Genomic DNA, 20,240 nt, shown 5'->3' with positions numbered 1-20,240 from the left:
AGCCAAATCGGCGCAACCATATCGATATAAGGAGTGGGTCCAAAGGTTTTGAACTCACTGCTTTGATGATTTTTTTTCTCTGGTTATTTTAATGGGAAAAGGCTCGGTAACACTGCCTGCGTAGAGACTAATATGCGGGAAAGGTATTTCGATTTCCTGTTTATCAAAAGCGATTTTTATCTGCTCGTAAATCGAATTTTTTAATTCCAAAAAATTTTCCCGCTTTGCCCAGACTGAAAACTGCAGACTTAAGCATGAATCTTCAAATCCTTGAAAAATATATAAAGGTTTTGGCTCCTCCAAAGATAACGGATTATCCGATGCGACCTGCTGTAAAATAGTTTTCACTTTATCAATATTTTCTTTATAGGCGATGCCAATCTTTAGATCCAGCCGCCTAATCGGGAATTTAGTGAGGGTGGTCACCTCGGATTTAATTAATGTTTCATTAGGCAAGCGGACAAATAAGTTATCAAAGGTACGCAACTTAACCGATAGCAGATCAATGGATAAGACTTCTCCTACTGTGGTGCCCACACGAATCACATCCCCGACGCTAAATGAGCGTTCAGCCATCAGGAAAATACCGCTAATAAAATTGGATGCTGAGGTTTGTGAAGCAAAGCCCACCGCCACGGTTAATACGCTGGCAGCACCCAGCAGAACGTTAAGATTAAAGCCCATCTCTAACATTGCTGAAAAGATAAAGAGTATAAAAATCAGGTGATAGATGATTCGCTTAATAAGACCGGCGGTCTGCAGGGTAAATACTTTTTCGCTAAAGCGTGTGCTGTAATAACTGAGCAATTTGGCAAAGATAAAGCCTAATATTAATAATAAAGCTGCGCGCAGCAGTTTGGCGATAAATTCGATATTAAAAACATCAGAGAGGTAATGCCCGATCTCATTCATTTTGTATCCTTAGTTAAATTTCGCTAAAGCGCGTACTGTAATAACTGATCAGCTTGGCAAAGATAAAACCTAATATTAATAATAAAGCCGCGCGCAGCAGTTTGGCGAGGAACTCGATATTAACAATATCAGTGAGGTAATGCCCTATCTCATTCATTTTATATCTTTAATTAAAAATGGCACTAAAGGCGCGAATTATCTGACTATGGCCTATGTTTTTTCTTGGTCCATTAACGAATGACATTTTCAGCGGAGCTTTGCCTAATTTTAGCTGTGCAAAATCACCATTATCTTCCCGGGTTAGGGTGATATTTTCGGTCCATAATTGACCATTTTTAGCGGCGTAAAGTGATAATAGGGGGGTGGGTAAGGCGACTCTTTCAAAAAGTAAATTATCATCGGCATTATTATGTATCAGCAGAGGGGTTGTCGCTCTTTGAATGCGATAGGGGAGTTTTTGCAAATCTAAACGACCACTGGTGGCACTGGCGTAACATAACTCACCACTGCAGGTTGACGGACCAAACCAGGTATCGGAAAGACGCTGAGTGGCGAGTTCCTGTAATAAGGAGGTTTTGCTGTTGACGACGTTAATCATCAAATAAATCGGGGTGCTAACATATAAAGTCACACTTGCACCGGCATCAAGGTTGATTGGCGCAACCGGCCGGCAAACGACTGACCTGTCGGCCAATGCCGGTAATAATTGAATATGATTGCTGCTGCTGTTGACAATATAGCGTGCGACATCCTGATAATAACAGGGCGAAAATTGGCCGACTATTTTGTGCAGACGATTATCATTAGTATCGACCTCCTTTTCCCGTTGAGAATGGATGCGCCACTCATGGGCGTCATGCTCTATCGCTACGGACAAAGGGCCAATGTCTAATTGCAGACAACGCTCTTTATCCAGATTAACCTCTCCCCACCAGGGAGTCTCATTATTCATAATAGTTATGCTCATTTATAATAGTTATGTATATTATTTATAATTATGATGCTCTATCGCCACGGACAAAGGGGTAATATTGTCTAGTTGTAAACAACGCTCTTTATCGAGATTAACCTCACCCCACCAGGGTGCTTTATTATCCATAATAGTTATGCTCTATCGTCACGGACAAAGGGGTAATATTGTCTAGTTGCAAACAACGCTCTTTATCCAGATTAACCTCTCCCCACCAGGGAGTCTCATTATTCATAATAGTTATGCTCATTTATAATAGTTATGTATATTATTTATAATTATGATGCTCTATCGCCACGGACAAAGGGGTAATATTGTCTAGCTGCAAACAACGCTCTTTATCCAGATTAACCTCACCCCACCAGGGAGTCTCATTATTCATAATAGTTATGCTCATTTATAATAGTTATGTATATTATTTATAATTATGATGCTCTATCGCCACGGACAAAGGGGTAACATTGTCTAGTTGTAAACAACGCTCTTTATCCAGATTAACCTCTCCCCACCAGGGAGTCTCATTATTCATAATAGTTATGCTCATTTATGATAGTTATGTGTATTATTTATAATCGTGATGCTCTATCGTCACGGACAAAGGGGTAATATTGTCTAGCTGCAAACAACACTCTTTATCCAGATTAACCTCTCCCCAGCAGAACGTTTCAGTATCCATTTGACTTGCTCTACATTGATTTTATAGTTAATTTTCACTGCAAAATTGTAGACCATTTAATGGCTTTTTTCTGTTTATTCTTTATTGATAAAGCGACTAAATGGATTTATTTAAAGTGACAGGCAATTAGCAAGTCATTGGGGGATGGCATTTTATAAAGCGCAGAGATAGCGGAGTATAAAGGTGTTTAGGAATGTCGAAATAGAGCGGTAAGCGTGGGCTCAGCTTAAGGAAAAGCATTAGTGTCTTCGGACTTAAGTTTGTTACAAAAAATGCACTACAGACACCTCATCATAAAAATGTATTTTCGTATTTAAGTCTGAAAGCACTAGAGACAGCCAAAAGGCAGCGGTAATCGGTGCATAGAATGCACCCTACGAGTTAGTCTTCACTCTGTGTAGCGCGCAGCGCCTCTGTGTCCTCTGTGGTAATACTTTTAAGGCAGCAATCGGTGCATAGAATGCACCCTACGAACTGTTGTTGCCCTATGCTGTTATCGCGAGCATATAAAGGTAATCGACTTATTTCAGGGCAGTTATCGGTAGGGTGCATTTTATGCACCGCAAGGAGCGCACCCTACGGGGTATGCGATTGTTATTATGGACTGTGCTAGTTGGCACTCAAATAAGACCGCCATTAAATTTGATCATTTCTTCATTATCCGCCTTGTTAGCTTTCATTTTCATCCATGATCTCACTTAACTCCTCTTCAAGCTCGATAAAGAGTTGCTGGTAGTCACTATCAAAAGTGTGTTCGGAGCTGCTTTCCTGCCATATTTTGTATAAAGAACGGCTGCCTTTTACCTCTGCATTCATGAATTTATGGCGCAGGTTAGTGACATTATCTTGAGCAAAGCCTAAATCTTTCAAGGCTTGTGTTCCCAACTCTACAGCGGACAGGTAGGTTTCACTGATAATATAGTCGGCCCCGGCGTGGGCAAGTGAATAATAATGACCGCGATCATAAGCGCGTGCGAGAATTTTTACCTGCGGGTGAGTGTGTTTTATATAGTTAACTAACTCAGTGGCACGTATTTTATCGTCGATCGAAACAATTAATAATTTTGCCTGCTCAATGCCTGCGGTACGCATAATATCCGGGCGTGTTACATCCCCGTAAAAACTTTTTACATTAACCTGCCTTAAGCGATCGATCATGCTTGACTCATGATCGATCACTACCGTGGGGACATTATTGGCGACCAGTAAGCGATTAACTACCTGTCCAAATCGACCCGCTCCGGCAATAATTACAGAGCCTGTTTGATCTATTTTATCTTGTGCGCGGCGGTTACTGGTTTGCTGATGATGCGGTAAAATAACCTTTTCGAAGAAAATAAACAGGGCGGGTGTCAGAAACATGGATAGCGTAATAACCAGTGATAAAGGCGCGGCCATTGCCGAGGGTAAAACATGCTGCTGTACCGTAAAGCTTAATAAAACCAAACCAAACTCACCCGCTTGGGCGAGGCTCAAGGCAAACAACCAACGGTCACTGTTCTTAATTTTAAATATTATCGCCAGAAAAAATAAAACAGTCGCTTTTAATAAGATGATGCCGAGGGTTAGCGTGAGGATCACCATAAAGTCAGAATATAAAAGATTAAAATCTATCCCTGCGCCAACGGTAATAAAAAACAGTCCCAGTAAAAGCCCTTTAAAGGGCTCAATATTAGATTTTAATTCATGGCGAAACTCTGAGTTTGCCAATACAACACCCGCTAAAAAAGTGCCCAGGGCGGGGGATAAATCCACTAAACTCATTAATGCAGCGATGCCGATCACCAGCATCAATGCCGAGGCGGTGAACATTTCTCGTAAACCTGAGCTGGCGACAAATCTGAATAAAGGGCGGCTTAAATAGTGTCCACCAGAGACGACCGCTATAATGGAGGTGACAACGGTCAGTGCGTAAGCCCAGCTCGGTAAGCCTGCCACTAAACTTAAGTGCTCGTTTTGCTGCGCTGCGGTTGATGCCAGCTGCTGTGATTTTTCGATAAGTTCGGGCAAAGCCATTAAGGGTATTAATGCCAGCATCGGAATAACCGCTATATCCTGAAAGAGCAAAATTGAAAAGGCATTTTTGCCACCTGTTGTTTTGCTTAACCCTTTTTCATTAAAGGTTTGCAGCACAATCGCTGTTGAAGAAGGTGACAAAATCAAACCAATCGTTAAGGCGGTTGCCCAATGATCGACAAAATAGAATGCAATCCCCATCACTAATAGGGTGCTTAAAATAACTTGAAGTCCACCTAATCCCAGCAGGCGATTACGCATTTTCCAAAGCAGTTTTGGTTCGAGTTCCAGACCGACCAAAAACAGCATCAGGACAACCCCAAATTCAGCAAAGTGTTTAATACTGCTGGTCTCATCACCCACTAAACCAATAATCGGGCCGATCACCACCCCTGCGATTAAATACCCGAGCACTGAACCGAGTCCGCAGCGTGTCGCAATAGGGACAGCTATTACAGCAGCAGCCAGATAAATAAAAGCATAAACAAAATATTCGGTCATAAGGTTTCTTATTGTGGTTGTCATACCAAAAGAATTAATGAAGTGATCAAGGATTTTAACCAGCAAGGGTGATCATCTTTTTCGTTCTTTTGGTATTAGCTGATTAATCCGTAAATAAGGTTAATAGATCATTAAGGTAACGATAACCTAATGGGCTTACTTGCCAACTCTGCTCATTTTCAACTAACAGATTTTTTGCAATGGCTGTTTGAAGTGGGAGTTTAATCGACTCAAGACTTAATCCGGTGAAATCTTCAAATTCAGTAAAAGGAACAGCCTCAAATAAACGCAGGCGGTTGATCATATACTCAAAAGCTAAATCACTTTTTTCGACCTGATTGATGTGATCAAGATAGGCGCGGGTTGGCTCTAAATAACCCTTGGGATGTTTGACTTTAACGGTGCGTAATATTTTATTCTGCAGGGGCAGGGTCAACTTGCCATGAGCACCGCAACCAATACCGATATAATCACCAAATTTCCAGTAGTTTAAGTTATGTAAACATTCAAAACCCACTTTGCCATAAGCTGAAATCTCGTATTGAATATAACCATTATCAGCCAGTAACTGCTGCCCTTTTTCTTGAATCTCCCATAATAAATCATCTTCAGGTAATACGGGCGGCTTGGAAAAAAACTGCGTATTGGGCTCTATGGTGAGTTGATACCAGGAGATGTGGGTAGGATTAAGATCGATAGCTGTCTGCAAATCACTTAATGCATCGTCAAGGCTTTGATCCGGTAAACCATGCATTAAATCTAAATTAAAGGTTTTCATGCCAACGTGATGGGCTTGCCTTGCTGCTGTTTTTGCTTCCTCTACGCCATGAATACGGCCCAGTTTTGTAAGTTTATCCTGTTGGAAACTTTGTACGCCAAAGGAGAAGCGATTAATACCGAATGCTTTGAAGTCGGCTATTTTTTGATTCTCAATGGCGCCTGGATTGGCTTCTAAGGTGATCTCCATATTCTTTTTGAAGGGGATTTTTTTCTCTATTTCGGTTAATAACCAGCCGATACCCGATGCTGATAATAAACTTGGCGTTCCGCCGCCAATAAAAATGGTTTCCAGGACGCGGCCCTGAACATAAACCAAATCATTGCTTAGATCTTCCAATAAAGCGTGCAGATACTCCTTTTCAGGCACCTCTCCACGTAATTTATGTGAATTAAAATCACAGTATGGACATTTTTCAATGCACCAGGGGATATGAATATAAAGGCTTAGCGGAGGAAGTTTTAACATGAAGTACTCGAAATTATTGGGAGAAAAACGCAGATGATAGTCTGCGTTTATTGTTATCTTAAATCTTAATTTAACCTAATTGCTTTTTAAGCAATTCAACTAATTTTCCCAGGGCTTGACCCCGGTGACTCAATTCAGCTTTACGTTGTTTGCTTAATTGTGCTGACGTTGATTGTTCACTTTCAACCCAAAATACGGGATCGTAGCCAAAGCCGTTTTCACCCTGCTGTGATTCTGTGATAATACCCTGCCAAGTCCCTTGACAAATAATCGGTGTGGGGTCTAATTCATGGCGTAAATAAACCAATACACATTGGAAACGCGCTCGGCGCTGCTCTGTGCCGATGCCTTCTAATTTACTTAATAAAAGTTCAATGTTTTCCTGGTCAGTGGCATTTTCGCCAGCGAAACGCGCAGAACGAATGCCCGGTTGGCCATTTAAAAAATCGACTTCTAACCCGGAATCATCGGCAATGGCGGGTAACCCTGTTACTTTAGCCGCATGACGTGCTTTTATAATGGCATTTTCGACAAAGGTTGTGCCAGTTTCTGCAACGTCTGATACTTCAAACTGACTTTGTGGCAGCACTTCGATCGAAAAGCTATTCAGCAGTTCGCTCATTTCTTGTACTTTACCTTTATTGCCGGTGGCGAGTACCCATTTTTTTTTCATGTGTTATTGGTCCTTTATGCTCTTTATTTAACTTATTCAATATAAAACTTATGTTGAAATTTTAATACATTGGTTTTGTTTGAGGTTTTAATAATAATGTTAAAATTAACAATTTCTTCATTAAGAAACGGATAGTCAGCAATATAATAAATACTGTCTCCCTCTTTAATTTCTTGAAATTTTAGCGCTTCACTTTGTCCTAAAAGGTTTTTTCCTGACCCGCTTAGACTGGCTGAAAGTGACTTGTTATTATTCCTTTTATCCAGTACCGATATATTAATCAGGCCATTATATTGACTGCGTTTGATATTGTATTTTTTGGCAATGTCGGGTTGTAAAAAGGTACTGGGCAGGGCAATGTAATGGACTTCCAGATTATCAAAATCTTGGAATTGTGCAGCCATACCCGTTTGGCTAAAGCAAAATAGTGAGGCAATAAATAAGACCTGATAATACTGTTTTATTTTAAGCATAATAACTCCTTTGAATTTTCATTCATTCAGACTGTTAAAAAATTCAGGCATTTTTTTCGGTGCGCAGACTCGGACCCGTTTATGCCGGCTTAATAACCCTTTTTCTATAATAATGGCACCTTTTGCAACTTTGAACTGCTTGCTCAAAAATTTAATCAGGTGCGCATTGGCCTTGCCGTCTACAGGTGGCGCTGTAATGGCGATTTTAAGCTCATCTCCCAGCAGTCCGATAAATTGATCGCGGCTGGATTTTGGTTGTAAAACAAGGCGAAGCAAAAGATCTTCGCCTTCATATTGGAGATTATCAACCGCCATTAAAATAATTTAGCCAATACATCACTGACCAGCATCTCTAAAAACTGCAATCCAATTAAGACGACTAACATAGAGAGATCTAATCCTCCCATTTGCGGCATAAAACGACGAATCGGTGCTAAAAGAGGCTCAGTAAGCTGGATCATCACCGCTTCAATAGGATTATTACCACGGCTTACCCAACTTAAAATTGCGCGTAATATCAACACCCAAAAGAGTATTTTAAAGATTGCCGCTATTAAGATGCTCAAACCGACAATAAGGATCACCACGGGATTGATTGCCGTCCCCGAGATTAAGGATAAAGTCGTTATTTTCAAACAGGCAACAGCAAAAGCAAATAAAATGGTGGCGAGATCCCAACCGCCAAGTCCTGGAATTATTTTGCGTAGTGGTCCGACAACAGGTTGTGTCGCTTTAATGACAAATTGGCTGAAAGGGTTGTAAAAATCGGCTCTCGCAACCTGTAACCAGATACGTAATAATACGATCATGATATAAAGATCAAACAGGGTCTCCGCTAAAAAATTTACTGCATTCATTATACTTTCTCTCTATTTTATGAACTGAAGTTTAGAATAATTTTTCCATTTCTTCACCACGATCAGAAGCTGCCTGCATCGCTTTAGCGACGATTTCAGTTAATTGTAATTCATTAAAAGTATCAAGCGCTTTTGCAGTTGATCCTTCTTTAGAAGTGACGTTTTCACGAAGCTTACCAATAGAGATATCTGGGTTTTGTTTGACCATTTCAATGCTGCCCAGTGCGGCTTGCGACACTAATAAACGTGCTTGTTCCGGATCAAAGCCCATTTCTATTGCTTTTGTCTGCATCGCTTCCATAAACAGGAAGAAGTACGCAGGTGAAGATCCTGACGCGGCGATAACGGAATTAATCATGCTTTCTTCTTTTACCCAGACTGTCTCACCCACAGCTGACATCAAGTCGCCCGCAAAGGTTTTATATTCTTCGCTTACCTGTTCCGATGCAAATAACCCGGTCATTCCTTTTTGTAATAAGCTTGGGGTATTAGGCATAGTGCGAATAATTTGGGCTTTCTCGCCTAATAAAGACTGCAGGCGCTGTACAGAGATACCAGCCGCAATGGAGATAACTAACTTATTGCTAAAATCTGCGCCCTGGTCAACCATCGCCTGACAAACATCTGCCATCATTTGCGGTTTAACGCCTAGCACAATAACTTCGGCCCAATCGACTGCAGTCACATTGTCTTGGCTGGCCTGAATTGAAAATTGGTCTGCTAGTTTTTGTGTATTGTTCGCACTGGGTGCACATGCACAGATCAAATCCGCAGGATAGCCAGATTTAGCTAATCCGCTGATTATACTGCCGGCCATGTTGCCGGCACCAATAAAGGTAATTTTCTTATGTAACATTTTATTTCTCCTGACGCCCTTTGTGACTTTAAACATAAATCAACTGTTCCAGTGCAAGGGCTTTTTTTTAAGTAAGGTATGGGCAAGCATGTCTAGTCCATGGTTTAATATCTTGCGACTTAATCGACCAGATAGTATCCATCCGATAATTCGAACATTTTCCTGCCCAAACCCGGTTCATATTAAATGCTTCCGTTAATTGACCTATCAAGGGTTCAACCAAACGCGTTTTTCAGACAAATTTCCTGCTGTTCTCTAACCTCTTGAACCAAAAATATCAGTTCCGATTCTGACCATAGTACTGCCGCAGGCAATTGCTTTTTCTAAATCCCCACTCATTCCCATCGACAGAGTATCAACTTGCGGGTATAACTGTTGTAGGTGCAGGTAAATGTTATGGAGTTCATTGAACTGTTTTTCAAGTCGCAGCTGATCGTCGGTTTTTTCCGGAATCGCCATAATACCACGCAGTGTTAAACGTGGTAGATTATTAACTTGTGAAGCCAGTTCGATAACTTGTAATAAAGTAGTACCCGATTTACTTTGTTCTCCGCTAATATTAACCTGTAAACAAACATTTAGTTTGGGTAAATGGTCAGGGCGTTGATCATTTAAGCGCTGTGCTATTTTTAGTCGCTCGACACTCTGTACCCAATCGAAGTTTTCAGCCACAGGGCGTGTTTTATTAGATTGCAGCGGGCCAATAAAATACCAGAAAACGGCTTGCTCAAAATCAGTATCAAGTTTGATCTGCTGAATTTTTTCGATGCTTTCTTGTACATAGTTTTCACCAAAATGACGTAAGCCTGCCAGGTAAGCTTCTTTTATCAGTGCTACCGGTTTGGTTTTACTGACCGCGAGTAATTGAATTTGATCAGCATTCCGGCCCGCTCGTTGAGCCGCCTGAATGATTGTTTGTTCTACATTTTTAATTTTTTTAGATATATTAGTCATAAATAAGGTTTTAATCACATGGATATAACAGAATTATTGGCTTTCAGTGTAAAGCATAATGCGTCAGATCTACACCTTTCTTCAGGAGTTCCTCCAATGATTAGGGTCGATGGGGAGGTGCGTAAATTAAATGTCCCTGCTTTAGATCCTAAAGAGGCACAGACTCTTATTTACGACATTATGAATGATAAACAGCGTAAAGATTTTGAAGAGGATTTAGAAACCGACTTTTCCTTTGAAATTCCAGGCTTAGCGCGTTTCCGTGTTAATGCTTTTAACCAGAACCGTGGTGTATCGGCTGTCTTTCGTACTATCCCAAGCAAAGTGTTAACATTAGATGAACTGGGCGCACCTGAAATATTTAAAACAATATCAGAATACCCTCGCGGTTTAGTCTTAGTAACGGGGCCAACGGGCTCGGGTAAGTCAACCACCTTAGCAGCAATGATTGACTATATTAATGAAAGTCGTCATGAGCACATTTTAACCATCGAAGATCCTGTCGAATTTGTCCATGAAACAAAAAAATCGCTGATCAACCAGCGTGAAGTTTATAGACACACCTTAAGTTTTCAGCGCGCACTAAAAAGTGCATTGCGGGAAGATCCCGATATTATTTTAGTCGGAGAACTGCGTGATTTAGAAACCATTCGTTTAGCAATCACAGCAGCGGAAACGGGTCACTTGGTCTTTGCTACCCTGCATACCACTTCTGCGGCTAAAACGATTAACCGTATTATTGATGTCTTTCCTGCGGGAGAGAAAAGCATGGTGCGCTCAATGTTATCTGAATCATTACGTGCCGTTATTTCGCAAGCTTTACTTAAAAAACCGGGTGGCGGGCGAGTTGCTGCGCATGAAATTATGTTGGGCATTCCCGCAATTCGGAATTTGATTCGTGAAGATAAAGTTGCGCAAATGTACTCAGTAATTCAAACCGGAATGGTACATGGCATGCAAACACTAGATCAAAGTTTACGTGATTTAGTTGGCCAGGGTCTTATTGCACACGCTGATGCTACGAAAAAAGCGGTCGATCCAAAAACATTCTAAGGGCAATTTATTATGTTAGAAAAGTTATTAATTAAGGTCGATGAATCAAAAGCATCTGATTTATATATTTCAGTTGGTTTGCCGGCAACAATGAAATTAAATGGAACATTAAAGGCTATTAATGAACATATACTGACCAGCGAAGAAGTTTATGATCTCTTAAAAGAGGTCATGGATGAAAAACATTTTAATGAATTTATGACTATTAAAGAATCCAATTTTGCGCACCATCCCAACGATGGTAAGCGTTTTAGGATCAGTGCTTTTATGCAAAAAGGGCAACCTGCTATGGTGCTCCGCCGTATAGAAACTAAAATACCTGAATTTGCTGAGATAAATTTACCGGAACGATTAAAAGATGTCTGTCTGGCAAAAGAGGGCTTAATTTTATTTGTAGGTGCAACGGGTGTCGGTAAATCAACGACACAAGCAGCAATGATTGGTTTTCGAAATCAAAATTCATGCGATCATATCCTGACCATTGAAGATCCGATTGAGTTTATTCACGAACATGGAAAATCTGTGATCACCCAACGCGAAATTGGTGTTGATACTGGTTCATTTGATGAGGCGCTGAAAAATTCATTACGCCAAGCGGCTGATGTTATTGTCGTCGGTGAAATACGAACACGACAAACCATGGAATTCGTTCTGTCATTTGCTGAGACCGGGCATTTATGTATGGCGACTATGCATGCTAAAAATGCGAATCAGGCTTTAGATCGTATTCTACATTTAGTGCCGCAGGAAAATCATCGCCAGTTTCTATTTGATCTGTCGGTCAATTTACGTGCAATAGTTGCCCAGCAGTTAATTCCAACAACAGATGGACAAGGGCGGCGAGCTGCATTTGAAATTTTATATAATACACCGACCATGGCTGAAGCTATTCGTACTGGCGAGCTGCATACCCTTAAACAGATTATGAAATCATCAGGACAACATGGTATGCAAACCTTTGACCAAGCGCTGTTTGATTTATATGAAAGCGGCATTATCGGTTATACCGAAGCATTGGCCTATTCTGATTCAGCAAATGATGTACGCTTAATGATTAAGCTTAAATCAACTGAAAGCCGAAAAAGTTTAGACAGTGGCAAGCTTTCTGATGTTACAGTCGACTTTTAATCTCTACCCCTTGTGATTATTTTAATAAAAAAGCGGCATGAGTCGCTTTTTAATAACCCGTTATTAATAGGAAGTCGAATGTTAGTTGTACTCTCTCCGGCTAAAACGTTAGACGTTGAAACACCCGCACCCGTGACCGCATTTTCGCAGGCTGATTTACTTGATGACAGTCAGTTATTGATAAATCGTTGTAATCAATTATCCATGCAGGATATTGCATCCTTGATGAAAGTGAGTGATAAAATCGCTGGATTAAATGTTGCTCGTTTTAGTCAGTGGCATAGGCCGTTTGTTTTAAATAATGCCAAACAAGCGTTATTTGCATTTCAAGGGGATGTCTATACCGGGTTGCAGGCAGAATCATTAAGTCTTGAAGCGATAAATTATGCTCAAATGCATTTACGTATTTTATCGGGATTATACGGTTTATTAAGACCACTGGATTTAATGCAGGCCTATCGTTTAGAAATGGGGACTAAATTAGAGAATGTGCGTGGAGCGAATTTATACCAGTTTTGGGGCAGTTTAATTACTCAAAGATTAAATAAAGCATTAGCAGCGCAAGGTGATAATTTATTGATTAACCTCGCTTCAAATGAGTATTTTAAAGCCGTGAAGATAAAAGAGTTAAACGGGCTGATTATTACACCGGTATTTAAAGATCAAAAAAATGGCCAATATAAGGTGATTAGCTTCTATGCCAAAAAGGCGCGAGGTTTAATGACACGTTATATTATTGAACAACAGGTGACTGCATTGGATAAGTTAAAAGAGTTTGATAGTGCAGGCTATTATTTTGTTGAATCTGCATCGAGTGCCACAGAATTGGTTTTTTATCGGGATGAAATGTAAATATCGGCTGTTAGCTGTCAGCTGTCAGCCGATAACTGACAGCTGAGATAGCTATTCTTCAGTTTTATTTTCTGTTTTACCTTTTCCAGCCCAGCTTGGTTTACCTTTCGCTTTTATATTACGATGGCGCTGTTTACCCATATCTTCTTTTTTCTTAAGACGTTTAGCTTTTTGTTCTTTTTTCAACTCTTCTTCGCGATTTTTACTTTTTTTATTGACGTTATTTTTTGTTTTACGCTGGCTAGGTTGCGCTTCTTTATGCGTCGGGCGCAGGGTTTTGACCACGCGGCGTTTTATAATTTGGTCTGTGTAACGCTCAACTTTTGCAAGCATATCAACATCATGTGCTTCAATTAATGAAATCGCGATACCTTTTTTACCGCCACGCGCAGTACGGCCAATGCGATGCACGTAAATATCGGCACTGCGCGGCATATCATAGTTAATAACATGGGTGATATCAGGCACATCAATACCACGGGCTGCTACATCGGTTGCAATCAAAATATTAATGTTACCCGCTCTAAATTGGTTTAAAGCCAGGTTGCGTTTTTCCTGATCCATTTCGCCACGCAGATAGGTACAAGGGATTTGTAACTCTGCAAGTTGTGCGACCAGTTCAGTTAAACGATCGCGTGTTTTTACAAACACTATTACTTTTTGTTGCTGTTCTTCTTCTTTTACTGGCTGTTCTAAAATAGCTGCTAGTAACTGCAGTTTATGCTCGGGGCTGTCCGCAAGATGAACCCATTGTAAAATCTTGCCACTTTCACGACGCGAAACTTCAGCCGTTAATTGCGCAGGATTTCTTAATACATCACGACAAAATTCACGCAGACCTCTACCTTCGAGTGTTGCTGAGAAAAGGGCGGTATGTTTACGCCAGCGAGTTTCACCTACAATCCTGTCCATCGCTTTGATAAAGCCCATATCTAACATGCGGTCCGCTTCATCTAGAATTAGGGTTTCGACTTCCCGACAATCAAAGGCTTCGGAATCGATGTATTCCATTAAACGACCCGGCGTTGCGATCACTATATCAACACTGTCAGTAATCACTTCTTCCTGTTCCTGGTAAGAAACTCCACCGATGATATTACCCACAACCAGCTGTGTCCCTTCAACAAGCGCAGAAGCAACACCGCTAATTTGCACCGCGAGTTCGCGTGTGGGTGTTAATATTAAAATTCGCGCAGAGCCGCCTTTTCGACGAGGAAAATCAATCAAACGCTGGACTGCAGGCAGCAAAAACGCCAATGTTTTGCCGGTGCCAGTGGGGGCACTTGCCATAATGTCACGTTCATCCATCGCGAGCGGGATAGCTAAGGTTTGAATGCTTGTTGGGCGAGTATGCCCCATTTTAGCAATGGCGTTTAATAAATGTTGGTCGAGCTCAAGCGCTTCAAAAGACATGCGTGTTTCCAGTTCCGATAGGTAATAATGGGCATTATAAAGCAAAGATTATAATAGTGTTCAAAATTGATAAAAAAAGAAAAAAAGTTAAACAACGGATCGGATGCTCAGCACAAGAACGAAACAGGTCATTGCAGATATTTGATTATTTCACTGCCACTTTGCGGGAGTGCAACACATTTTGAGCAGGACTTTATGGAGTAAGAATAAGTAAAAAGCCAATTTTATTCAAAAGTTGGCTTTTTACTTGTCTGGAGGCGTTTGTGATCAGAAATGTAGCTTTTTCAGCGCACTGTAATATAAATGTTCATAATGTTTAGCGGCATCAGACCAGTAGAAGTGGGATTGCATCGCTTTTGTTTTCAAGCGTAACATCTCTTCCGGATGCTCAATATAGAGTAATAATGCCCGCCGCAGTATATGAAGCAGTTGATTTGGATTCGGATCAAAGAACACAAAACCATTGGCACTGTCCGGATCCTGATCATAATCCAATACCGTATCTTTTAATCCACCTACAGCCCGGACAATGGGCAGTGTACCGTAAGCTAAACTATACAATTGGTTTAAACCGCATGGTTCAAAGATTGATGGCATTAAAAAAAAGTCTGCGCCCGCTTCAACCATATGTGCCAGTTTATCACTGTAAATATTTATAAATTTAAACTTATTTGGAAAGTGCGCCGCAATGGCGTTGAGTTGTCCGGTGATCGAAGGCTCGCCAGATCCAACGATAACAACTTGCACATTATGCTTAAGAAAACGCTCTAACATTGGCAGAATCAGACCAAAGCCTTTCTGATCTGTTATGCGACAGACCATGCCAAAAAAAGGATTATCGCTGCTTGGCAGGCCAACCTCTTTTTGCAGGGTATTTTTACAAATTTCTTTACCGCTGATATCCGTCGCGCTGAAATTTACCGGAATATAGGGATCCGTTTCAGGGTTCCAGTCGTTGTAATCACAGCCATTTAAAATGCCTTCAAAGTCATGAATACGCCTGATAAAAAGCTCTGACATACCATGGGAACCCAGTGGTGTAAGTAGCTCGCTTGCATAGTTGGGACTGACGGTGTTGATTTTATCACTGTAAGTTAATCCCACTTTAAGGTAGTTGATATAGCTGTAATTATCCAGAACACGATCATCCATGCACGAACCCACTTCGGGAATAATATTTAATTGAGATTTGTCAAAAATCCCCTGATAACAGGCATTATGGGTGGTGAATACGGTTTTGGTGTCGGCAAAACGGCTGTTATCTGCATAGCGGGTTTTCAGAAGGTAGGGAACCAATCCGGTGTGCCAATCATTACAGTGGATAATATCTGGGGTGAAATCCATCGCATCACAGGCTTTTATGGCTGCCCAAGAGAAAAATGCAAAACGTTCACCATTATCTTGATAAGCACGATTATCTTCCCCGTATAATCCGTCACGATCAAAATAATGCGCATTATCAATGGTTAAAACAGGAATTCCATCTAAATCCAGCTGATGCACTTGAAAATGAATATCGGGCCGAGAATAGTCTGTTTTGAGTACTAAATTTAAAAGCTGCTGAGCATCTTCACTATGATTAATAGCACGATAAAATGGCGTGATAATTTTAACTTCGTGGCCCAGGTTACGTAATTCTATGGGTAATGACTTGGCAACATCGGCTAATCCACCCGTTTTTGAGAATCCTTCAACTTCTGATGAAATAAAAAGAATTTTTAATTTTTTGTCCAATGGAGAACTCCTTCGGCAATTTTGCCATTACCAGTTAGATTAACAATAGCCCACTATTGCTCAATTAAACGCGTTTTTTTATTTTTATCTGGAGGCTTATGGCTTATAAATCAGACGAAATAGAAGCAAGAAGCCACATTATATGTGGCTTCCAGGTCTTATACTTATTTAGTTTTCGCCATGATGCCGGAGCAGTTAAAAGCCAATTCTTGCGCCCTTAGGAATAACAACAATCCCTTCCTCAGATACGGTAAAGCGTCTTTTGTCTTCTTCTAAATTAACACCTATCTGTACATTATCTGCAATATGTACATCTTTATCGATGATTGTTTTAAGGAGTATACAGTTTCGACCTATTGTTGATTCACCAAGCAGTACTGATTCGTGAATTTCCGTGTCATTGCCGACAATACATTTAAATCCTAAAACCGATTTTTTAATTAATGCACCGGTAATCAAACAGCCATCTGAAATAAGACATTTTCGGATATGACAAAACGACGTTTCACCATTTCTAAAATTAGCTGGCGGCAGTGCCGGGTAATAAGTGTGCATCGGCCATTTTCGGTTATAAAGCGAAATAGGGGGTGTTGATTGAATTAAATCCATGTTCGCTTCCCAATAGGACTCAATGGTACCTACATCACGCCAGTAGGTATTATGATCTTCACCAGGAATAGTATTTGTAGTAAAATCATAAACAAATACTTTACCCTGAGGGTATAGATAGGGAATGATATCTTTACCAAAATCATGGCTTGAATCTCCAACAGCGGCATCGCGGATTAGCTCTGCTTGTAATGCTTTAGAATCAAAAACATAGTTACCCATGGAAGCTAATACATGATCCGGATCGCCGGGGATGGTTTTAGCATCTTCAACGGCAGGTTTTTCGTCAAAACCTATCATGCGGCCTTCAGCATCAACTTCAATAATACCAAAGTGGTAAGCTTGCTCTTTAGGCAGTCTGATTGCTGATACCGTTAGCACCGCCTCTTTTTCCTGGTGGTATGCTATTTTTTGACGGATATCCATTTTATAGATATGGTCACTACCAAAAATACAGACCAGTTCAGCTTCATCGGATTCAATAAATTGCAGATTTTGATAAATAGCATCGGCTGTACCTGAATACCAATGTTTACCTTTGCGCATTTGCGCTGGAATCGCATCGATAAAGGTATCAGTAATATTATTTAGCTCCCATGCTTTTCTCAGATGTTGGTTGAGTGATTGAGATTTAAATTGTGTTAACACGTAAATACGTAATAAGTCTGAATTTACAAAATTGTTGAGTGCAAAATCCACTAACCGATAACTACCACCAAAGGGTACAGAAGGTTTAGTGCGAGATTGGGTTAATGGATAAAGGCGAGAACCTTCACCCCCCGCTAAAATCATTGATAGAACTTTTGCCATCTTAGAAACCTATTTATTTAGAATAAAAATTGATCAGGGTAATGATTTCATTACCCACTAAAAAGTGTCATTAAAAACCGATTCTACTGCCCTTGGCGATAGCGATGACACCTTCGTCGGACACAGTGAAGTTTTTACGATCTTCTTCCAAATTTTCTCCGATAATAGTATTCGGAGCAATTTCTATATCTTTATCAAGAATGACTTTGGTTAAGCGCGAGCCTGCCCCTATTTTTGCATTACCCAGAAAAATTGAATCTTTAATAATTACATTTTGGCAGACATGACTACGGAATCCTAAAATAGAGTTTTCAATTTTAGCGCCGTTAATATATGAACCTGCACCAATCAATGATTGAGCAACAGCCGTTTCGCAACCTTCTGGATCGCGGAAGGTTGCGGGTGGCAATGGTGGATGATAAGTATGTAACGGCCAATTTTTATTATAAAGAGAGAAGGGGGCTTCAGGTTTGAGCATGTCCATATGTGCCTCCCAGTATGAATCGAGTGTACCTACATCACGCCAATAAGCGGTGGCGGGTTCGCCGGGAATAAAGTTGTCACTTAATCGATACACAAAAACATTCCCAGCCGGGTAAAGTTTTGGAATGATATCGTTACCGAAGTCATGTTGTGATGTGCTATTAGCAGCATCTTCATATAATTCTTTTAGTAATACTTTTGACTCGAAAATGTAGTTACCCATTGAGGCTAATACATGGTCAGGATCACCAGGGATTGTTTTAGCATCTTCAACGGCAGGTTTTTCAGCAAAACCTATCATACGGCCTTCGTCATCTACTTCTATAATACCAAAATGATATGCCTGTTCTTTAACAATTCGAATGGCAGAAACGGTGAGTGCGCCGCCTTTTCGTTCATGGTGTTCAACCATTTGTTGGACATCCATTTTATAGATGTGATCACTACCAAAAATACAAACATGCTCCGCAGCACTTTTTTCTATAAAACGTGCATTTTGATAAATCGCATCTGCGGTGCCTGAATACCAGTTTTTATTAACACGTTGCTGTGCTGGAATGGCTTCAATAAAACGGTTTGCTTTACCTATGCCTGACAAACGCCAGGCTTTTCGTAAATGAATATTTAATGATTGAGACTTAAATTGCGTTAAGACATAAATTTTCATTAAATCTGCATTAACAAAATTGTTCAGTGCGAAATCGACTAAACGATAATTCCCCCCAAAGGGTACTGCGGGTTTTGTTCTAGTTTGAGTTAAAGGGAAAAGGCGAGAGCCTTCCCCTCCTGCAAGAATCATAGCAAGAATTCCAGCCATAAATGTCTCCAGATAAAAGTAAGATGAATGTTATGCGTAGTACATAACGAGGCAATTTCCCAAGGTTAATGCAATACTTCCATCATATACGAAGACTATGTCAGTTTTTTATTATTTATCAAGTTTTTGTGATGCAACTCAACACTTTAAATTTATTGCTTTCTTGATCTATTTTTACGTTTGAAAAAGCCTTAAAAAGTAACCCTTCGTAGTTCAAAAATCTATTCGCTACAATAGACAGTTTCCCTTTTGATTTCAGGTGGTTAGTTGATTGGTTTATAAAGGTTTCTGCAGCGGTATAGTCGGTGTTTTTTCCGGAATGAAAAGGCGGGTTAGAAAGCAGTATATTATATTTTTCTTTGATGTCTGAAAATACGTTTGATGGGAAGACGTTGCCTTCTAGTTGATTGCTTTGCAGTGATAACTTTGCACTCGCTAAAGCAAAGGCGTTAATATCCACAAGATCAACGCTAAGTTGCGGGTGTTTTTTTAAAACATAACATGCAATAACACCCGCGCCACATCCAAAATCAAGCACTCTGCCAGACATTTTATCGGGTAAGTTTTGTAATAATAACTCACTGCCTTTATCTAATTCTCCATAGCTAAAAACACCCGGTAAAGAACAGATCTGTAACTCAGTATTATTGATGTTTAATGGGTAAGTTTTTATCCATTGTGATTGTGTGAAGGCGTTGACCGGTTGATTTAATTCAGCATGGAGAATACTGCAGTGGCGAGCTGAATCAATCATATTTATTCTGTTTGAATAGGACGCTAATAATGAGTCGGCACTCTTGATGCCACATTTTTTTTCACCCACTAAAATAATACTCGCTCCTGGTTGCAAATGGGGGGTGAGATTCGCTAATAAGTACAAAGTTTCCTGCTTTGCTTTAGGTAAAAAAATCAGTAACAGGTCAAATTTTGTTTCACCCTGATAGTTATCGGTAAAGTGCACCTCAGATGTCGTTAATTTATCTTTTAACACACTATAATAACGATAATCACTGAAACAAAAGGTAGATGAATTGGCTAATGCCTGTAACTGCAACGGATACTCATCATCAATGTTACCTGCAACGAGAATATTCTTGTTTGTAAAAAGGGATTCATTGCGTTGCAATACTCGGCTGGGATTTGAAAATGTGTGATTCGCAAGTGACATTGGGTTTTCCTGTTGTTAACTCTACTCAAAATCGGAGTA

19 protein-coding genes and 1 pseudogene are annotated in these 20,240 nt (G+C 40.3%); 3 read left to right on the top strand and 17 right to left on the bottom strand.

Annotated elements, in window-relative coordinates; all coding sequences use genetic code 11:
* Nucleotides 1-54: 54 nt before the first annotated feature.
* The 12 genes and pseudogenes from PING_RS15705 to PING_RS15660 all read right to left on the bottom strand — a co-directional run bounded on the left by PING_RS15705 (nt 55) and on the right by PING_RS15660 (nt 10,134).
* Nucleotides 55-912 (bottom strand): mechanosensitive ion channel family protein, encoded by an 858-nt coding sequence (locus tag PING_RS15705; protein ID WP_011771305.1) that lies wholly within the window; start codon nt 910-912, stop codon nt 55-57.
* A 13-nt stretch (nt 913-925) separates the two neighbouring features.
* A complete protein-coding gene (locus PING_RS20720; RefSeq protein WP_198134711.1) occupies nt 926-1,069 on the bottom strand; it encodes a hypothetical protein in 144 nt (47 codons plus the stop codon).
* Nucleotides 1,070-1,078: 9 nt separating this feature from the next.
* On the bottom strand, nt 1,079-1,864 hold the full coding sequence (locus tag PING_RS15700) for a hypothetical protein (RefSeq protein WP_049752993.1): 786 nt from the start codon (nt 1,862-1,864) through the stop codon (nt 1,079-1,081).
* Between the two features lie 1,363 nt (nt 1,865-3,227).
* Entirely contained in the window at nt 3,228-5,075 is a 1,848-nt protein-coding gene (locus PING_RS15695) for a monovalent cation:proton antiporter-2 (CPA2) family protein (RefSeq protein WP_083761773.1), read from the bottom strand.
* Nucleotides 5,076-5,178: 103 nt separating this feature from the next.
* Entirely contained in the window at nt 5,179-6,321 is a 1,143-nt protein-coding gene (gene hemW, locus PING_RS15690) for a radical SAM family heme chaperone HemW (protein WP_011771302.1), read from the bottom strand.
* Nucleotides 6,322-6,391: 70 nt separating this feature from the next.
* The gene (locus PING_RS15685; RefSeq protein ID WP_011771301.1) at nt 6,392-6,994 is read right to left on the bottom strand and encodes an XTP/dITP diphosphatase; all 603 of its coding nucleotides are present in this window, start codon (nt 6,992-6,994) and stop codon (nt 6,392-6,394) included.
* 32 nt (nt 6,995-7,026) lie between these two features.
* The gene (locus PING_RS15680) at nt 7,027-7,467 is read right to left on the bottom strand and encodes a DUF4426 domain-containing protein (protein WP_011771300.1); all 441 of its coding nucleotides are present in this window, start codon (nt 7,465-7,467) and stop codon (nt 7,027-7,029) included.
* Nucleotides 7,468-7,485: 18 nt separating this feature from the next.
* Complete coding sequence (gene yggU / locus PING_RS15675) at nt 7,486-7,782, bottom strand: DUF167 family protein YggU (RefSeq protein WP_011771299.1); 297 nt, start codon at nt 7,780-7,782, stop codon at nt 7,486-7,488.
* Complete coding sequence (locus PING_RS15670; protein WP_011771298.1) at nt 7,782-8,324, bottom strand: YggT family protein; 543 nt, start codon at nt 8,322-8,324, stop codon at nt 7,782-7,784. Before PING_RS15670 ends, yggU begins: the two co-directional genes overlap by 1 nt.
* A 31-nt stretch (nt 8,325-8,355) precedes the next feature.
* Nucleotides 8,356-9,180 (bottom strand): pyrroline-5-carboxylate reductase, encoded by an 825-nt coding sequence (gene proC / locus PING_RS15665; protein WP_011771297.1) that lies wholly within the window; start codon nt 9,178-9,180, stop codon nt 8,356-8,358.
* A gap of 39 nt (nt 9,181-9,219) precedes the next feature.
* Nucleotides 9,220-9,406, bottom strand: a pseudogene (locus PING_RS22005) (hypothetical protein); the annotation flags it as partial.
* A gap of 29 nt (nt 9,407-9,435) precedes the next feature.
* Nucleotides 9,436-10,134, bottom strand: a complete 699-nt coding sequence (locus PING_RS15660) for a YggS family pyridoxal phosphate-dependent enzyme (RefSeq protein WP_011771296.1) — start codon at nt 10,132-10,134, stop codon at nt 9,436-9,438.
* 18 nt (nt 10,135-10,152) lie between these two features.
* Between PING_RS15660 and PING_RS15655 the strand changes: the two genes are divergently transcribed.
* The 3 genes from PING_RS15655 to yaaA all read left to right on the top strand — a co-directional run bounded on the left by PING_RS15655 (nt 10,153) and on the right by yaaA (nt 13,167).
* Nucleotides 10,153-11,187, top strand: a complete 1,035-nt coding sequence (locus tag PING_RS15655; protein ID WP_011771295.1) for a type IV pilus twitching motility protein PilT — start codon at nt 10,153-10,155, stop codon at nt 11,185-11,187.
* 12 nt (nt 11,188-11,199) lie between these two features.
* Nucleotides 11,200-12,315, top strand: a complete 1,116-nt coding sequence (locus tag PING_RS15650) for a PilT/PilU family type 4a pilus ATPase (protein ID WP_011771294.1) — start codon at nt 11,200-11,202, stop codon at nt 12,313-12,315.
* 78 nt (nt 12,316-12,393) lie between these two features.
* Nucleotides 12,394-13,167 carry a peroxide stress protein YaaA gene (yaaA, locus tag PING_RS15645; RefSeq protein ID WP_011771293.1) on the top strand — a complete coding sequence of 258 codons (774 nt, stop codon included), beginning with the start codon at nt 12,394-12,396 and terminating at the stop codon, nt 13,165-13,167.
* Nucleotides 13,168-13,218: 51 nt separating this feature from the next.
* Here the strand turns inward: yaaA and srmB are convergent, their stop codons facing one another.
* The 5 genes from srmB to rsmC all read right to left on the bottom strand — a co-directional run bounded on the left by srmB (nt 13,219) and on the right by rsmC (nt 20,201).
* Entirely contained in the window at nt 13,219-14,580 is a 1,362-nt protein-coding gene (gene srmB / locus PING_RS15640; protein ID WP_011771292.1) for an ATP-dependent RNA helicase SrmB, read from the bottom strand.
* 267 nt (nt 14,581-14,847) lie between these two features.
* The gene (glgA, locus tag PING_RS15635; RefSeq protein ID WP_011771291.1) at nt 14,848-16,314 is read right to left on the bottom strand and encodes a glycogen synthase GlgA; all 1,467 of its coding nucleotides are present in this window, start codon (nt 16,312-16,314) and stop codon (nt 14,848-14,850) included.
* Between the two features lie 195 nt (nt 16,315-16,509).
* Nucleotides 16,510-17,733 carry a glucose-1-phosphate adenylyltransferase gene (gene glgC, locus PING_RS15630; RefSeq protein WP_011771290.1) on the bottom strand — a complete coding sequence of 408 codons (1,224 nt, stop codon included), beginning with the start codon at nt 17,731-17,733 and terminating at the stop codon, nt 16,510-16,512.
* 70 nt (nt 17,734-17,803) lie between these two features.
* Complete coding sequence (gene glgC / locus PING_RS15625) at nt 17,804-19,033, bottom strand: glucose-1-phosphate adenylyltransferase (protein ID WP_011771289.1); 1,230 nt, start codon at nt 19,031-19,033, stop codon at nt 17,804-17,806.
* A gap of 118 nt (nt 19,034-19,151) precedes the next feature.
* The gene (gene rsmC / locus PING_RS15620) at nt 19,152-20,201 is read right to left on the bottom strand and encodes a 16S rRNA (guanine(1207)-N(2))-methyltransferase RsmC (protein ID WP_011771288.1); all 1,050 of its coding nucleotides are present in this window, start codon (nt 20,199-20,201) and stop codon (nt 19,152-19,154) included.
* Between the last annotated feature and the right edge of the window lie 39 nt (nt 20,202-20,240).

This window comes from Psychromonas ingrahamii 37, from assembly GCF_000015285.1.
Taxonomy (GTDB): Bacteria; Pseudomonadota; Gammaproteobacteria; order Enterobacterales; family Psychromonadaceae; genus Psychromonas; species Psychromonas ingrahamii.
This window is presented reverse-complemented; position numbering and strand designations above follow the sequence as displayed.